Origin of the sequence: Marinobacter sp., assembly GCF_033722195.1 — a bacterium.
GTDB lineage: Bacteria > Pseudomonadota > Gammaproteobacteria > Pseudomonadales > Oleiphilaceae > Marinobacter.
The window spans coordinates 1-15,782 of sequence record NZ_JAWVZL010000008.1 but is presented as its reverse complement, the minus strand read 5'-3'; the positions used below and the strand labels follow the sequence as shown (position 1 = coordinate 15,782).

The 15,782-nt window shown below is 64.9% G+C and carries 14 protein-coding genes; 10 read left to right on the top strand and 4 right to left on the bottom strand.

Features of this window, described 5'->3' with window-relative positions; all coding sequences use genetic code 11:
* Positions 1–90 precede the first annotated feature (90 nt).
* From R3280_RS02870 to R3280_RS02850, 5 genes are all read left to right on the top strand, one after another.
* Positions 91–1,158: a PA0069 family radical SAM protein gene (locus tag R3280_RS02870; protein WP_318997073.1), complete on the top strand. Its 1,068-nt coding sequence runs from the start codon at positions 91–93 to the stop codon at positions 1,156–1,158.
* A gap of 77 nt (positions 1,159–1,235) precedes the next feature.
* Positions 1,236–1,970 (top strand): glutathione S-transferase family protein, encoded by a 735-nt coding sequence (locus tag R3280_RS02865; RefSeq protein ID WP_318997072.1) that lies wholly within the window; start codon positions 1,236–1,238, stop codon positions 1,968–1,970.
* A gap of 28 nt (positions 1,971–1,998) precedes the next feature.
* Positions 1,999–2,595, top strand: a complete 597-nt coding sequence (locus R3280_RS02860) for a DUF938 domain-containing protein (RefSeq protein ID WP_318997071.1) — start codon at positions 1,999–2,001, stop codon at positions 2,593–2,595.
* A 127-nt stretch (positions 2,596–2,722) separates the two neighbouring features.
* Entirely contained in the window at positions 2,723–3,916 is a 1,194-nt protein-coding gene (locus tag R3280_RS02855) for a Xaa-Pro peptidase family protein (protein WP_318997070.1), read from the top strand.
* Positions 3,917–4,007: 91 nt separating this feature from the next.
* Entirely contained in the window at positions 4,008–4,931 is a 924-nt protein-coding gene (locus tag R3280_RS02850; RefSeq protein WP_318997069.1) for an alpha/beta fold hydrolase, read from the top strand.
* A 44-nt stretch (positions 4,932–4,975) separates the two neighbouring features.
* Here the strand turns inward: R3280_RS02850 and crp are convergent, their stop codons facing one another.
* On the bottom strand, positions 4,976–5,617 hold the full coding sequence (gene crp / locus R3280_RS02845; protein WP_166266540.1) for a cAMP-activated global transcriptional regulator CRP: 642 nt from the start codon (positions 5,615–5,617) through the stop codon (positions 4,976–4,978).
* A gap of 261 nt (positions 5,618–5,878) precedes the next feature.
* Between crp and R3280_RS02840 the strand changes: the two genes are divergently transcribed.
* From R3280_RS02840 to R3280_RS02825, 4 genes are all read left to right on the top strand, one after another.
* The gene (locus R3280_RS02840; protein ID WP_318997068.1) at positions 5,879–6,298 is read left to right on the top strand and encodes an OsmC family protein; all 420 of its coding nucleotides are present in this window, start codon (positions 5,879–5,881) and stop codon (positions 6,296–6,298) included.
* Between the two features lie 239 nt (positions 6,299–6,537).
* Positions 6,538–7,329: an adenosylmethionine decarboxylase gene (gene speD, locus R3280_RS02835; RefSeq protein ID WP_318997067.1), complete on the top strand. Its 792-nt coding sequence runs from the start codon at positions 6,538–6,540 to the stop codon at positions 7,327–7,329.
* Positions 7,330–7,474: 145 nt separating this feature from the next.
* Positions 7,475–8,077, top strand: coding sequence for an FMN-dependent NADH-azoreductase (locus R3280_RS02830; protein ID WP_318997066.1), 603 nt, complete (start codon positions 7,475–7,477; stop codon positions 8,075–8,077).
* Between the two features lie 25 nt (positions 8,078–8,102).
* On the top strand, positions 8,103–8,948 hold the full coding sequence (locus R3280_RS02825) for a pirin family protein (RefSeq protein ID WP_318997065.1): 846 nt from the start codon (positions 8,103–8,105) through the stop codon (positions 8,946–8,948).
* Positions 8,949–9,111: 163 nt separating this feature from the next.
* Here R3280_RS02825 and R3280_RS02820 read toward each other — a convergent pair whose 3' ends face one another.
* Positions 9,112–9,978, bottom strand: coding sequence for a phosphoribulokinase (locus tag R3280_RS02820; protein WP_318997064.1), 867 nt, complete (start codon positions 9,976–9,978; stop codon positions 9,112–9,114).
* A 23-nt stretch (positions 9,979–10,001) separates the two neighbouring features.
* Positions 10,002–13,826 carry a DUF1631 family protein gene (locus tag R3280_RS02815; RefSeq protein ID WP_318997063.1) on the bottom strand — a complete coding sequence of 1,275 codons (3,825 nt, stop codon included), beginning with the start codon at positions 13,824–13,826 and terminating at the stop codon, positions 10,002–10,004.
* 141 nt (positions 13,827–13,967) lie between these two features.
* Here R3280_RS02815 and R3280_RS02810 point away from each other — a divergent pair, with 141 nt between their 5' ends.
* Positions 13,968–15,038: an aminopeptidase gene (locus tag R3280_RS02810; RefSeq protein ID WP_318997062.1), complete on the top strand. Its 1,071-nt coding sequence runs from the start codon at positions 13,968–13,970 to the stop codon at positions 15,036–15,038.
* On the opposite strand, the gene argA is transcribed toward R3280_RS02810, so the two are convergent.
* The coding region (gene argA, locus R3280_RS02805) for an amino-acid N-acetyltransferase (RefSeq protein ID WP_318997061.1) at positions 15,009–15,782 on the bottom strand (774 nt) is incomplete at its 5' end. The genes R3280_RS02810 and argA overlap by 30 nt on opposite strands.

The window sequence follows — 15,782 nt, the reverse complement described above, 5'->3', positions numbered from 1 at the left end:
GGGTTTTGACAGCCCTTGCCTGGGCGAGCGCAAATCACTACCATGACAATACTGTTTTTATATACAGTATTCCCAGACCAGGAAGCCGCCATGTCCGTCCGCACCCGAGGTACCGGGGTCAACCCCCACAACCGTTTCCAGCCCATCGTCACCGACCGGGAGCACAGCGACGACTGGTACCGGGATCCGGACGACGACACCTGCCCTGACAGCCAGGCCACCGAGGTGGTGGACGAGGCGGTGAAGACCATCATCAGTCGCAACCAGTCGCCGGATGTGCCCTTTGACCAGTCCATCAACCCCTACAGGGGCTGTGAGCACGGCTGCGTCTACTGTTTCGCCCGGCCCACCCACGCCTACTGGGACATGTCCCCCGGTCTGGATTTCGAGACCCGGCTGATCGCCAAACCCAACGGCCCGCAGCGTTTGCGGGAGGCCCTGGACAAGCCCGGCTACCGCTGCAGTGCCATTGCCCTGGGGGTCAACACCGATGCCTACCAGCCCATCGAGAAGCACCGGCGCATCACCCGGGCCCTGCTGGAAGTGCTGGCGGAGTACCGTCACCCGGTCTCCATCATCACCAAGGGCGCCCTGATCCTGCGGGACCTGGACCTGCTGGCGGAACTGGCGGCTCAGGGCCTGTGCTCGGTGCGGGTCAGCCTCACCACCCTGGACAACGACCTGAAGCGCCGGATGGAGCCCCGCACGGCGGCACCGGCCACGCGGCTGAAGATAATCCGACAGCTGCGGGACGCCGGCGTGCCGGTGGGCATCATCCTGGGCCCGGTGATTCCGTTTGTGAACGACCATGAGCTGGAGGCCATCCTCGAAGCCGCCCACGACGCCGGCGCCACCCGCGCCAGCTGGATCATGCTGCGCCTGCCCCATGAAGTCAGCGAGCTGTTCGAGGACTGGCTGCAGCGCCACTTCCCGCAACGGGCGGAGCATGTGATGAACCGGATCCGGGACCTGCGGGGCGGAAAGACCTACAACGCCGAATTCGGCCAGCGCATGACCGGCCAGGGCCCCTATGCCGATCTGATCCGCCAGCGTTTCACCCGCAAGGCCCGGGCGCTGGGCTTTGGCCTGCACGAGGCCGAACCGCTGCGCACCGACCTGTTCCGCCGCCCCGGCGGTGAGCAGCTCAGCCTCATCTAGAAAGCCCCGGCGGCATTTACACGGACCCTGCCGGCGGCCAATAATCAGGGCCTGACGCCAATCGAGCCGAGGCCACCATGAGTGTAAAACTCTTTCAGTTCGCCATTTCCCATTACTGTGAGAAGGCCCGCTGGGCGCTGGATTACAAGGGCATCAGCTACGAGACCGTCAATCTGCTGCCGGGCACCCACATCAAGACCATCCGGCAGCTGGCGGACAAGAGCTCGGTGCCTGTGCTGGACCACGACGGCCGGGTCGTGCAGGGCTCCGCCGCGATCATCGACTACCTGGACGAAACCTTCCCCGACCAGCCGCTGACCCCGGCCGACCCGGAGCTCCGGGAGCAGGCCCTGGCCTGGGAGCAGCGACTGGACGAACAGGCCGGCATCGCCGTGCGCTGCTATTGCTACCACTACCTGCTGAAAAAGCCCGACCTGGTGGTACCGCTGCTGGCCGCCCAGAAGCCGATGGTCTACCGCTGGGGCATGCGTCTGGGCTTCAGCCGCCTGGAGGAAGGCATGCGCCAGTGGATGAAGATCAACGACCGCACCGCCGCCAAAGCCCAGGTCACCATGGAGAAGACCCTGGCCGATCTGGCGGAGGCCTACGGCAAATCCCCTTACCTGGTGGGTGACAGCTTCAGCCGCGCCGACCTGACCGCGGCGGCCCTGTTTTCGCCCATGTTCCAGCCGCCACAGTATCCGGTACCCTGGCCGGACCCGAAGAAACTGCCGGCGGATATGCAGTGGTGGCTCGACAAGCACCAGGCCCAACTCAAGCCCCTGGAGACGCTCTACCGGGAGCACCGCTGAAGCCCGCCGTAAAGGAGGAGGCCACGCCATGACCCTGCCCTTTTCCCAGGCCTGCGAAAACAACAAGACGCCGATCCTGGCGGCGCTGCGGCCGCGGCTGGCGGACCCCGGCCTGGTACTGGAAATCGGCACCGGCACCGGCCAGCACGCCGTCCACTTCGCCGCCGCCCTGCCCCATCTGCAATGGCAGCCCAGCGATCAGCCCGATGCCCTTGGCGCCAGCGCCGAGCGCCTGCGGGCGGCGGAGCTGGCCAACCTCCGGCCCGCCCTGACCCTGGACGTGGCCGCCACGCCCTGGCCCATCGACCGGGCCGATGCGGTATTCTCCGCCAACACCGCCCACATCATGAGCTGGCCCCAGGTCTGCGCCATGTTCGCCGGCGTGGCCGCCCTGCTGGGGCCGCGCCAGCCGTTCCTGCTCTACGGCCCCTTTCACCAGGACGGCCGGGCCACCAGTGCCAGCAACGCCGGCTTTGACCAGCAATTGCGGGCCCGCGACCCGGCCATGGGCATCCGCGATCGGGGTGACCTGGAGGCTCTGGGCGACCAGCATGGCCTTGCCCTGATGGAGACCCTCGCCATGCCCGCCAACAACCAGTTGCTGGTGTGGCGGCGGCTTGCCTGAGGGTCTGTCTCCCAACGTTACCGTGCCTTCGCCGCTGATATTCCGTGCAACTGGCCGGACAGCTTGCGCCCAGGGTCTACACTGACAGTGAGCCCGTGCCCGAGGCCCGCCAACAGGAGCGCCCAACGTGGATCACATCACCTACCAGGACCGCCTGCGGAATGTCCTGAGCAACCGTGAAGCCGGCTTTCCCGATGCCGAATTCGACCGTCGCGGCCAGGCCCTGGACCGCAGGCTCGAGGCCTCCGGCCTGGACGCCCTGCTGATCACCCAGCCTGCCGATATCTACTACCTGACCGGCTACAACACCTTCGAGGTCTCGGTCCACACCGCACTGGTCTACAGCCCCGGCCGCCGGGTGCTGCAGGTACCCTCCATCGAAACCGGGCCGGCGGTGGCCTGTGCCCGCTGCGAGGAGATACTGGGTTACCGCTGGGAAGGTCCGGAGGAGGTGATCGCACCACTGGCGGACGCCCTGGCGGCGGCGGGCAGCCGTATCGGCATTGACGCCTGGGGGGCCGGCCTGCGCCACGGGATCGTGGAGGGACTCAAGCGGAAGCTGGGGCGGGTGGAACTGCTGGACGCCTCGGGTCTGCTGGCACCGGTCAAGCGGGTCAAGTCCGACCTGGAGATCGCCTGCCTGGAGCGCAGCGCCCGCATTACCGAGGCCGGTATAGCCGCCGCCCGGGCCGCGGTCCAGCCCGGGGTTACCGACAACGACGTGGCCGCTGCCGCGTCAGCGGCCATGCTGGCGGCCGGCACCGAATTCATGAGCATGCAGCCGATCGTGGTGGCGGGCCGGCGCAGCAGCATCATCCACACCAATCACCGGCGTTTTCCCATCGCCGCCGGGGAGCCGGTGTTCATCGAACTGGGAGCGGCCTACGAGCGCTACACCGCGCCACTGATGCATACCCTGGTGGCCGGCAGTGAGTCGCCTCCCGAACGGATGCGGCGGGTAGCCGATATTGGCCACTATGTTTTCAACGCCGTAACCGGCGCCATGACGCCAGGCAACAGTTTTGACCAGGCCGCCCGGGCCGGTGAGGCGGCATTGGCGCCACTGGTGGATGACGTTTTCTTCTCCGGTGTTTTTGGCTACACCGTGGGCGCCCAGTTCCCGCCGTCCTGGGTGGAGGGTAGCGGCTTCATCGCCCGTGGCCAGCAGGCACTGTTCGAGCCCAACATGGTGTTCCACCTGCCCCTGTGCCTGCGCATTCCCGGTCACTGGGGCATCGGTTTCAGTGAGACCGTGCGGGTCACCGAAACCGGCGCCGAGGCCCTGACCCGCAACAGCTGGGTGCTGCAGCCCAGCCACTAGGACCCGCTTGCGGCACCGAAACCGAACAGGGATCTCATTCCTTTCAAGGGTTTGGCGATAGACTGGGCGGCAAAAATCCGCGGGGAGTCTTATGCCTTACACGGAAACCTTTCTGGCCAGCGAGGATGGCCATCGGATCGCCCTGCGCCAGTGGCTGCCGGCGGAGCCGGAGTCGATCCTGGTGATCGCCCATGGCATGGCGGAACACGGCGCCCGCTACCAGGACCTGGCACTCTGGCTCAATGCCAGGGGCATTGCGGTCTACGCCGCCGACCATCGGGGCCATGGCCCGTACTGTGACGAATCGGAACGCGGCCATTTCGCCGACCGGGGCGGCTGGGCCCGGGTAGTGGCAGACCTGCATCGGGTGGTTGGTCACGCTCGCGCGGAACTGCCCGGCCTGCCGCTGGCCCTGATGGGTCACAGCATGGGCTCGTTCATCGCCCAGGCCTATGCCCAGCGCCACGGGGAGTGCCTGGACAGCCTGCTGCTGAGCGCCACCAACCGGATACCCCGGGCCCGGCTCGGGGCCTCGAAGCTGCTGGTGGCGGCCATCCGGATGCTCAAGGGCCGGCGCCACCTCAGCCCCCTGATCGACAGCCTGACGTTTGGCGCCTTCAATCGGACCTTCCGGCCCAACCGCACCAGCCACGACTGGCTCAGCCGTGACCCCGACCAAGTGGACCGCTACCTGGCCGACCCCCATTGCGGGTTCGGCTGTACCACCGGGCTCTGGTACGATTTTCTCGATGGCATGCTCGGCATTGATCCGAAACGCTGGCGCCGGGAGCTGCCGGTGCACGTGATGGCGGGTAGCGCGGATCCGGTGGGGGAAATGGGCCGGGGTGTGATCCGGCACGTGGCGGCCATACGCGCCGCCGGCATTGCGGGGCGGGAGCGGCTGTTCGAAGGAGGGCGTCACGAGCTGGTCAACGAAACCAACCGGGAGGAGACCTGGCAGTACATCCTTGACTGCCAGCCTATGGCAACCAGGGCGCCGGCTTTGTCAGCCTGACGCCCCGCGCAACACCGCCCTTCGCCGCAGCGGGCGCTTCCGGGTCAGCGGGTGCCGTAGACCACCATGGTCTTGCCCTTCACCTGCACGAGACCCTGATCCTCCAGGGTCTTGAGGACCCGCCCCACCATCTCGCGGGAGCAGCCCACGATGCGGCCGATTTCCTGGCGGGTGATCTTGATCTGCATGCCGTCCGGGTGGGTCATGGCGTCCGGCTCCTTGCACAGGTCCAGCAGGGTGCGGGCCACCCGACCGGTCACGTCCAGGAAGGCCAGGTCGCCCACCTTGCGGGTGGTCTGGCGTAGCCGGGTGGCCATCTGCTCGCCGATGAAATAGAGCACCCGGGGGTCCTGCTGGGCGATCTCGCGGAACTTGGTGTAGCTGATCTCCGCCACTTCGCACTCGGTCTTGGCCTTTACCCAGGCGCTGCGGGAGTCCATGTTGTCGAACAGACCCATCTCACCGAAGAAATCGCCGGCGTTGAGGTAGGCCATGATCATCTCGCGGCCGTCGTCATCCTCGATGATAACGGTGACGGAACCCTTGACGATGTAGAAGAGAGAGTCGCTTTTATCGCCAGCGTAGATGATGGTGCTCTTGGCCGGGTAGCGACGACGATGACATTGCGACAGGAAATAATCGAGATGCTTGGTTTTCTGCTCAACCGGCTTGACGATGGTAGCCATGACGCGTGTTGTGCCTCCTTAGACTGGCGATTCCCGCTGTTGTTGTGCTGACCCGGCTATCCCTGCGGGTTCATGCCCGGCTCACCGCGAGGATGGACCGGTGTTCTTTTTTTGGCGCCGCAACTTATAACAAGATGACCTTAGTTCGGCAACCACGACAGAGTATAGAACATAAACCACCATTTGCCGCGCCACGGCGCGGTGCAGGCGAAACCACCATTATGCTAGCATCGGCGCTAGTTAATCGACGGAGTTCCCCGGATGAAGGCAACGATTGAATGGGCTGGCGAAGCCAGTTTCAAGGCCACCAGCGGCACCGGCCACAGTGTCCAGATGGACGGCCCACCGGACCACGGCGGCCAGAACCTGGGACCGCGGCCGATGGAGATGATACTCATGGGCCTGGGTGGCTGCGCCTCCTTTGACGTCATGAGCATCCTGCGCAAGTCCCGCCAGGAGGTCACCGCCTGCCGGGCGGAGCTGCAGGCCGAGCGGGCCGACGCGGTACCGGCGGTGTTCACCCGCATCAACCTGCACTTTATTGTCACCGGCCATGACCTGAAGGAAAGCCAGGTCAAGCGGGCCGTCAGCCTGTCGGCGGAGAAATACTGCTCGGCATCCATCATGCTGGAAAAGGCCGGCGTCGAGATCACTCACAGCCACGAAATCCACCCCGCCTGATTCAGGGCCGGCGCCGTCATGGCGGCGCTCGGGGTGATGCCGGACAGGCCTGCTAAAATCTGGGGCAACGCCCTATTCATTGGGGGTATGGGTGTGCATAATACGCAACCTTTCCGCCGGTCTGCGCAAAAGGTGATCAATCAGGTCAGGCACCGGTGGCCGCCTCAGTGGCAATTACGCGATGGCGTGCAGACTCAGGCACGGCCATCGTCATTCATCTCCAGAGCGGGGGTCTGAGCATGGAATCCAAACTTCAACTCCACGGTTTCAACAACCTGACCAAATCGTTGAGCTTCAACATCTACGACATCTGTTACGCGCAGACCGAAGAGCAGCGTCGTGCCTACATCGACTACATCGACGAGATGTACAACGCCGAGCGCCTGACCCAGATCCTGTCGGATGTCGTCAAGATCATCGGCGCCAACATCCTCAACATCGCCCGTCAGGACTATGAGCCCCACGGCGCGTCGGTGACCATGCTGATCGCCGAGCACGAGCTGTCCACCGGCTCACCGGACAACGAAGAGTCGCCGGGCCCGCTGCCGGACGCCATCGTGGCGCACCTGGACAAGAGCCACGTCACCGTCCACACCTACCCGGAGAGCCACCCGCACGAGGGCATCAGCACCTTCCGGGCGGACATCGACGTGTCCACCTGCGGCCTGATCTCGCCCCTGAAAGTCCTCAACTACCTGATCCACAGCTTCGATTCCGATGTGGTGACGGTGGACTATCGGGTACGCGGCTTCACCCGGGACGTGGACGGCACCAAGCACTACATCGACCACGACATCAACTCGATCCAGAACTACCTGACCGATGACACCCAGGCGGCGTACCAGATGATCGACGTCAACGTGTATCAGGAAAACATGTTCCACACCAAGATGATGCTGAAGAACTTCAACCTGGACAACTACGTGTTCGGCGTCAACGCCGAGGAACTGGATCCGGCCGAAGCAAGCTCCATCGAGGAACGCCTCAAGCGCGAAATGCTGGAAATCTTCTATTCCCGCAACGTGGAATAAGCCCTTGAAGGCCGGCAGGCACCCCCACCTGCCGGTCGTTCAGTTTTTTTGATCTCTCCCTCCAGAATTCTCCGTTTTCATCCTGGCGTCGGTGGGCGTTAAATGTCTCCATACCCTGAATTCACAGGCTTTGGAGAACACCACCATGAAAAATATCCTCGTTATTACCGCCAGTATTTTTGGTCAGAACGGCCAGTCCAGCCAGCTGGTGAGCAAGACCCTGGCCAGCCTCAAGGCGCAGCATCCGGACGCCACCGTCACCCGCCGGGACCTGGCCGCCGATCCGGTACCCCACCTGGATGCGGACCGCTTCGCCGCGCTCCTGTCCAAGCCGGAGGACCGCACCGCCGAACAGAAAGCCGTACTGGACTACGCCGACACCCTGCTGGCGGAAGTGCAGCAGGCCGACGCCATCGTGCTGGGTGTGCCCATGTACAATTTCGGCGTTCCCTCGGCACTGAAGGCCTACTTCGACCACATTGCCCGCGCCGGGGTCAGCTTCCGCTACACCGACAAGGGCCCGGTTGGCCTGCTGAAGGACCGGCCAGTGTACGTGCTGGCCGCCAGGGGCGGACTCTACGAGGGCACCGCCATGGACACCCAGACCCCGTTCATCCGGACCTTCCTGGGCTTCCTCGGCATCACCGACCTACACTTTGTCTACGCCGAAGGCCTCAACATGGGCGATGATCGCAAGCATGAGGCCCTGGACAGGGCCACCAACAGCATCGAAGCCCTGACTGCCTGAACCGGTTGCCAGAAGGAGTTGAGACATGACCACACGTAAGCTGAAGCGCACCATCGCCGCCGTCGAGACCTCCGACGGCGCCGGCGTCCGCATCAAGCGTTCCATCGGCCAGACCCAGGCGGTCCGCCTGGACCCCTTCCTGATGCTGGACGAATTCGGCTCCGACCGGGCAGCCGATTACATCGCGGGGTTTCCGTCCCACCCGCACCGTGGCTTCGAGACGGTGACCTACATGATCGAAGGCCACATGCTGCACGAGGATCACCTGGGCAACCGGGGCAACCTCAAGAACGGCGGCGTACAGTGGATGACCGCCGGCCGCGGCATCATCCACTCGGAGATGCCCCAGCAGGAGGCCGGCGTCATGCGGGGTTTCCAGCTCTGGCTCAACCTGCCCGCCCGGGACAAGATGACCGATGCCGGCTATCGCGACATCCAGCCGGACGCCATTCCGGTCATCCCGCAGCCCGGCGCCACCATCAAGCTGATTGCCGGCCGGCTGACCCTGGCCGGTGTGGAGCACCTCGGTGCGGAGCTGGGTGGTGCCACCCGCCCGCTCTACGCCGACATCCACCTGGCACCGGACGCGGAAATCACGCTGCCGGTGGCCGCCGAACTCTGTGGCCTGGTGTACCTGTACGAGGGCGAGGCCAGCCTGGCGGACCAGCCACTGCAGCGCAGCGCCGCCAGTGAGCTTGGGGAGGGAGACCGGGTCGAGCTGCGGGCCGGCGCCGGGGGCGCCCGCCTGCTGCTGATCGCCGGCAAGCCCATCGGCGAGCCCATCGTCCAGTACGGCCCCTTCGTGATGAACACCCGCGAGGAAATCGAGCAGGCCCTGCAGGACTACCGGACTGGCCGCCTGACCGCCTGACCGCCTAACCGCCTAACCGCCTAGAAAGAGAGTAAGGAGATAAAGAAAGCCCCTGTGGTGGTCAGGGCCAAGGCGCACGGAGCGCAGCAAAGGAGACATACCTCACTGGTAGGCGAGTTTGCGAGCACCGCGCAACGCCGGCCCTGGCCGCCACAGGGGCTTTCTAGGCGAAGGGTTTGTGGGCCATGAGGTCGAGGACCATGGGCCTCATGATCAGGTCCATGGCCAGGGAGAGCTTGGTACCCGGAATCACCAAGGTGTCGTAGCGTGAAACCCGGCTGCCGTCGATCATCCGCAAGAGGTAGGGAAAATCCACCGAAGAGAGCTCCCGGAAACGGATCACCACCAGGCTCTCGTCCTCGGTGGGCACGTCCCGCACCACAAAGGGGTTGGAGGTGTCCACCAGCGGGATGCGCTGGAAGTTGACGTGGGTCTGGGAGAACTGCGGCACGATATCGTGCACGTAGTCGTCCATGCGGTTGATGATGGTCTTCACCACCGCGTCCTGGGAGTAGCCGCGCTGGTGGGTATCCCGGTTGATCTTCTGGATCCACTCCAGGTTGACGATGGGCACCACACCGATCAGCAGGTCCACGTACTGGGCGATGTTGTAGGACTCACTGGTGACACCTCCGTGCAGGCCCTCATAGAACAGCAGGTCGGTGTCCGAGGGCAGCGCTGCCCAGGAGGTGAAGGTGCCGGGCTTGTGACCGGCATCGATCAGGTCCTTGTCTTCGTCGTGGACATAGCGGCGGAACTGGCCGCTGCCGGTGTGGCCGTAGTCGTAGAACAGGGCTTCCAGCTTGTCGATGTGGTTGGCGGCCAGGGCAAAATGGTTGCGCTCGCCGAACTGGCCCTTGGCCGCCAGGCGGGTCATCTGCTCCCGGTTGTAGCGATGGAAGCTGTCGCCACTGACCATGGCGGCCTGGATTCCCTCGCTGGCAAAGATGCGGCTGAAACTGCGTCCGGTGGTGGTGGTGCCGGCTCCGGAAGAGCCGGTCACGGCAATGATGGGATGGCGTCGGGACATAGGCTACCAGTGGTCAGCGTGGATCAGGTCAGGCTGCTGAGCAACCGCGGCTTCTCGATGACATAGCCCTGGGCGTAATCCACCCCGAGCAGGCGCAAGGCTTCCAGCGCCTCCCGGGATTCCACCTGGGACGCGATCACCTCACGCTTCATGTAGTGTGCCATTTCCACCATGGAGCGCACCATGGCGTGATCGGTTTCGCTCTTGGCCACCTGCTGCACAAAGGCGCCGTCCAGCTTGACCAGATCCACCGGCAGGCTGCGCATGTACTGGTAGGAGGTGGGGCCGCTGCCGAAGTTGCCCAGACAGAAGCGGCAGCCCAGCTCCTTCATCTCCTCGATGAATTCGGCCACCCCCTGCAGGTTGTTGATGGCGGCGGCCTCGGTGATCTCGAACCAGAGCCGCTCGATGGGGGCGTCCTTCTGGCTGAGCTTGTCGTAGATGAACTCCAGCAGGGATTCGTCGTTGAGGGAATAACCCGACAGGTTTATACAGATACCGCCGACATGGGCCTGGCCCGGTGAGGATTCCCGCAGCCAGTCCAGCATATGGCCCACCACCCAGCGGTCCACCGCCTGCATCCGATTGTAGCGCTCGGCCATGCGCACGAATTCAGCCGCGGTAATCAGGTTGCCGCTGTCGTCGTACATGCTGATCAACACTTCGTACTGGGTGGTCATGGCGGCGTCAGGATGCAGCGGAATGATCTTCTGGCAGCGCAGCAACATGCGCTCTTCATCCAGATTACCCAGCCCGGCCACCTTGGCGGCAATCTGCTCCTGCAGGGCATGACCCTGGGCATCCAGACTGTAATAGGAGAGCTGGCCGTTGCCCCGCTTCTTGGCCAGCTTGCAGGCCTCCTCCGCGGCCCGCAGCCAGCGTTCGGCGGTCGCCAGGGCCGGCAGCGCGGCCGCCACGCCGGCACTGGCGGACAACTGGTACTGTTTGCCGGCGAAGGTGGGTTTCAGCGCCTCCACGGCCTTGATGATGCGTTCGGTGACCGCTTCGCCCTCCTCGGCGGGCACCAGGAAGCCGAATTCATTACCCCCGAGCCGGGCCAGCGGCATGCCCTCACCCACTTCCGCCTGCAGGATCCCGGCCACCTGTTTGAGGGTGTCGTCGCCGGCGCTGTAGCCGGCGGTGTCATTGAGCAGGCGGAACTGACGCAGGTCCAGCCGCACCAGGAAGCGTTCATCCTCGTGCCGGGCCAGCTGCTGCTCCAGCATGCGCTCGAATTCACGCCGCGCCAGCAGGCCGGTGAGTTCGTCGTGGGTGGAGGCCCAGGACAGCTGGTCGTAGACCTTCTTCACCATGCGGTCGATGCTCTCATCCACCAGCGGTCGGTCGTACTGGGTGTCCTGCACGATCAGGCCCTTCTGCATCTGGCGGGCCAAAGCCTCCAGTTCCAGCTCCACCACCCGCATGCCCTGGTGGTTGACGAACACGAAACGGCTGAAGCCGCGGGCAATCCAGACCACCCGGATGTACTGGGGCTGGTCCGGCTTCTCCTGATCACACATCCAGTCCCCGGTGCGCAGTTTCTGGGCCCGGTTGATCCAGCGCTGCAGACTCCTGCGTTCCCGCTCCGCCTGCTTGCTCTCCTTCTGCTCGGCGACCTCCGGCTTGGGCGGCGCCGGTATGTCCACCAAATCCACCTGCGCATCCGGTTTGCGCACCAGAAACTGCTTGAGTTCATCGCGGATCTGGGAGGATGGCATGTGATTGCTGGAGATGGAGGCCAGGCCGTCCTGGATGACCCGCAGCAGTTCCGGCAGATTGATGGCGGACGTGGGGTCGTCACCCAGCGCCAGCAGAGAATCGACCACCGACAGGTAGTCCTGCCACAGCGGGCTCTCCGGACCCTGGCGGATCCAGGTCAGCGACAGCAGGTCGCGCCAGCCGCCGTTGAGCAGGCTGACCACCACCCGGGGCACCTTGCGACCGGCCAGGCGCTGGTCCAGGGCCTCGGCCACCGCGGTCTTGGACTCGGCCACTTTCTGCGAGCCCTCGGCGGCGGCGGTGACCCGCTCCACATTGCGCCGGTAAACCAGGTTCTGACGATCGATCAGGCTGTCCAGCTCCGTCACCGCGGTTTCGAAAACCCGGGTGTCCTGTTCGAACTCGGTGGTGATGCGCTGCACCAGTTCGTCGATCCGGCGCTGGATCACCGGATTGGTGCGACCGCCCTTGACGCCAAGCTGGGCGAGGCGGTTCATCACACCGCGCACCGGGCTGCTCTGGTCATCGAAGAAGGCCCGGTCCCGCAGTACCACCTTGAGCACCGGCACTTCCAGCTGGCGGAGTTGCTGCTGGGCGGATTCACTGAGCTTGGGGCTTTCCACCACGCTGCGGAAGAAACGGTCCACCACATCCAGGGTGCCCTGTTGTTCTTCGTCCAGCGCCACCTCGCCACCGGCCTTGACCTTTTCCACAACCCGTTCCCGCAGGGGCGCAGGCTCAGCGCCGGCCTCAGGCACCTGGACCTGCAACTGCTGCAGCTCGCGCTGGAATTCACCGGCTGAAAGCGGGCGGGCGTGGGGGCTGAACACCACGGGCTCTTTGTCACCAGCCGCCAGGCGGCTGGCGGACAGGGTACCGATCAGATTGCGGACAGTGGCAAACGCCGACTGCGCGGCCCGGGAATAATTGCGGAAACCGGCCGAGGTACTGGCGCTGGCCTGCCCCGCCGCCAGGCCCTGGGCCCGCCGGGCCGGGGCCGGCTCCGGTGCCGGGGAGAAAGGGTCGTCAGCCGGCGCGGCGGTGGCGCTTTGCGGCCCGCCACTGCGCCCGCCGGCGCTGGGGCCGGCAGCTGCTTTGCCATTGCGGCTGTTGGCTTTCGGGGTCTCGGGGCTGGGGGTCTTTTCGCTAAGGTATTTGCTCAGGTCCAGGTCCGGCAGCACACCATGGCGGATCAGGATCTCGTTCAGTGCGTTGTAAAGGGAGCCCAGTTCCTGCAGTACCGTGACCTCAAACGCCCGCAGGCAGATCTTTTCGGCCTGGCGGCCGGCCTTGAGCTGCTGCAGGCCCAGGTGGAAGGCCTCGCAGACCAGCGCCGGGCCCAATGGGTTCTGGTGGCCGGTGGCGTTGCTGACCGCCAGCTTGTCGAAGCGCATTTTCAGCTGCAGCAGGTCGTGACGGTAGAGGGTATCGGCCTTGGTCACCATCACCTTGATGGTGAGCCAGTCTTCAAACTCGCCCTTGTCCACCAGCGACAGCTCGGCACCGGGGGCGCCCTTGCGGGCCGGCTTGAGTGGCGACTCCAGGGCCTGAATCATCTGGTTCCAGATCGCCCGCTGCCGGGCAGGTACCTGGCCCGCGGTATCCATCAGATCGTTGGCCTGCTGGTCACTGCCGGCCCGCTGGGCGGCCTCCTGCAGATCCGCCACCATGCGGGTGAAACAGGCATCCATCAGCGGTTCGATGTGCTGGACCACGGTCTTTGCGCACTGGTGCAGCACGAACTGGACCCGGTCGCTGGGGGCCTTCAGGGCGGATCGCTCCTGTCCCCGGTCGGCACCACACTGGATCAGCATGGCGTTAACCGCGGCCGGATTGGAACGGGTGAACATCACCCCCATGGCGTTGTCCAGACGCCGCGCAATACGCACGTCCAGCTCATGGCGTGTGCGGCCATCCGGGCTGCGGAACCGCACCTGGAACTCGTCCTGGCCGGTGCGGGCCAGCCTTTGCTCGAGCTTGCGTGCGGTGTCGGCGGAATAGCGCAAGAACAGGCCTTCGGCGCAAAAATCGGCGATCTGGCAGGGCCAGGCCTGATCTGCTGCCATGACGAGCTGCGCCGCAAGCTTGATGGGCTGGCGCAGACTGGCTCGACGTTCCTTGGGATCCATTTACTACCTGATTCTGGTGGTGCCGGCGTCCTTGTCGGAAACAGGCGGGTTTACCCCGTGCCCGCTAGTGTCCCGGCTGGTTGATTGGTTACGCTGTCCCGGGACACCGGGTCAAAAAAATGTGCTCTGGTACACATAATCATGAAACAGCTTAGTCAGATCTACCTTATTTCGCTACTGATTATCACCGTCTCGGGGTGCTCTGGTATCCGTTATTATACCCAGGCCGCCGGCGGCCAGATGACCCTTCTGATGGACGCCCGGCCGATCCCTGCCGTGGTAAGGGATCCGGCCACCGATGACGAGCTGAGACAGGCCCTGATCACCGCCGTCGAGGTGCGGGAATTCGCCCGGGAGCACCTGGCGCTGCCGGTGGCGGGCAGCTTCCGGGAGTTCGTGGCGCTGGAGCGCCCCCATGTGGTGGTGAATCTGGTGGCGGTGCCGGAGTTTTCCCTCCAGCCCCACCAGTGGTGCTACCCGGTGGTGGGCTGCCAGTCCTACCGGGGCTACTTCGACCTCCAGCTTGCCCGGGCCGAGCAGCGCCGGTTCGAAGCCCTCGGTTACGACACCCTGCTGGCCGGCGTGTCGGCCTACTCTACCCTGGGCTGGTTCGACGATCCGCTGCACACCGGCTTCACGACACTGCCGCCCGACCGCATGGCGGCACTGATCATCCATGAGCTCAGCCACCAGGTGGTCTATGTGGGGGGCGATACCGCCTTTAACGAGTCCTACGCCACCGCTGTGGAACTGGAAGGTTTGCGCCTGTGGCTGCAAATCAGGGGCGAACCCGAGGACTTTGCCAAGGCAATGGCGCGACTGGAGTACCGGGAACAGACCCTGGCTCTGGTGGAATCGGCCCTGCCGAAACTCAGGGCCCTCTATCAGCAGCAGGCCGACTTGCCCGTTGCTGAACTGCGGGCCCGCAAACAGGCGCTGCTGGACCAGCTGAGGGAAGACTACCTGGCCCTGGCCCGGAGCTGGCCGGTGCCGGGTCCCTTCGGGGCGGCGCTGGAGGCGCTCAGCAACGCCCACCTTGCGCTATTTCGGCAATACCACCAGTACGTACCGGGATTCCGCCAGCTGCTGCGGGACCATGACCACGATTTTGGCCGTTTCCACCGGGCGGTGCGGGCCCTGGCGAAGCAGCCGGCCGAGCGCCGCAGCGCCGCCCTGGTGGCCCTAGGCCAACGGTTTGACGAACACCTTTGAGTTGCGCTGGGTATTGTAGGTGGCCAGTTTGGGCCCTGGCAGGGCCTGCACGCTGGAGGTCTGGAAACCCCGCTCGCGGAACCAGTGCTCGGTCTGGGTGGTGAGCACGAACAGCTGCTCCAGCCCCAGGCCTCGGGCCCTGGCTTCGATCATGGCGAGAATCTCGTCGCCGCGACCGGCGCGCCGGTAATTGGGATCCACCGCAAAGCAGGACAGCTCGCCGGCCTTTTCCTGGGGGTAGGCATAGAGGGCGGCGCAACCCACCACGGTGCCGTCCCTTTCAGCCACCACGAAACAGTCGATCTCGGTCTCCAGCAGCTCCCGGGATCGGCGTACCAGGATGCCCTGCTCCTCCAGCGGCTGGATCAGCTCCACGATGCCGCCGATGTCCTCCACCCGGGCCCGGCGAATCTGCTCGTAGTTGTCGTCACTGACCAGGGTGCCGGAGCCGTCGCGGGTGAAGAGTTCCTCCAACAGAGCACCGTCCTGGGTATAGCTGATGATGTGGGAGCGCCGGACGCCCTTGACGCAGGCGTCGCAGGCGGCCCGCAGCAGGTCCTGGTCCCAGCTGGTTTCGGACACAGCCGACAGGCGGTCGCAGGCCTGGCGCACGTTGAGCTCGCGGATCAGCTGGCCGTCCTCGTCCAGTACGCCCGGGTGCTCGGTGAAGATGATCAGCTTCTCGGCCTGCAGCGCCGCCGCCACCTGGCTGCCCACATCCTCGTAGGACAGGTTGAAGGCATC

Excerpts from the sequence above, each read along its gene's own strand:
- R3280_RS02870 (WP_318997073.1), top strand. The coding sequence starts at position 91 with ATGTCCGTCCGCACCCGAGGTACCGGGGTCAACCCCCACAACCGTTTC.
- R3280_RS02865 (WP_318997072.1), top strand. The coding sequence starts at position 1,236 with ATGAGTGTAAAACTCTTTCAGTTCGCCATTTCCCATTACTGTGAGAAG.
- R3280_RS02860 (WP_318997071.1), top strand. The coding sequence starts at position 1,999 with ATGACCCTGCCCTTTTCCCAGGCCTGCGAAAACAACAAGACGCCGATC.
- R3280_RS02850 (WP_318997069.1), top strand. The coding sequence starts at position 4,008 with ATGCCTTACACGGAAACCTTTCTGGCCAGCGAGGATGGCCATCGGATC.
- crp (WP_166266540.1), bottom strand. The coding sequence starts at position 5,617 with ATGGCTACCATCGTCAAGCCGGTTGAGCAGAAAACCAAGCATCTCGAT.
- R3280_RS02840 (WP_318997068.1), top strand. The coding sequence starts at position 5,879 with ATGAAGGCAACGATTGAATGGGCTGGCGAAGCCAGTTTCAAGGCCACC.
- speD (WP_318997067.1), top strand. The coding sequence starts at position 6,538 with ATGGAATCCAAACTTCAACTCCACGGTTTCAACAACCTGACCAAATCG.
- R3280_RS02830 (WP_318997066.1), top strand. The coding sequence starts at position 7,475 with ATGAAAAATATCCTCGTTATTACCGCCAGTATTTTTGGTCAGAACGGC.
- R3280_RS02825 (WP_318997065.1), top strand. The coding sequence starts at position 8,103 with ATGACCACACGTAAGCTGAAGCGCACCATCGCCGCCGTCGAGACCTCC.
- R3280_RS02820 (WP_318997064.1), bottom strand. The coding sequence starts at position 9,978 with ATGTCCCGACGCCATCCCATCATTGCCGTGACCGGCTCTTCCGGAGCC.
- R3280_RS02815 (WP_318997063.1), bottom strand. The coding sequence starts at position 13,826 with ATGGATCCCAAGGAACGTCGAGCCAGTCTGCGCCAGCCCATCAAGCTT.
- R3280_RS02810 (WP_318997062.1), top strand. The coding sequence starts at position 13,968 with ATGAAACAGCTTAGTCAGATCTACCTTATTTCGCTACTGATTATCACC.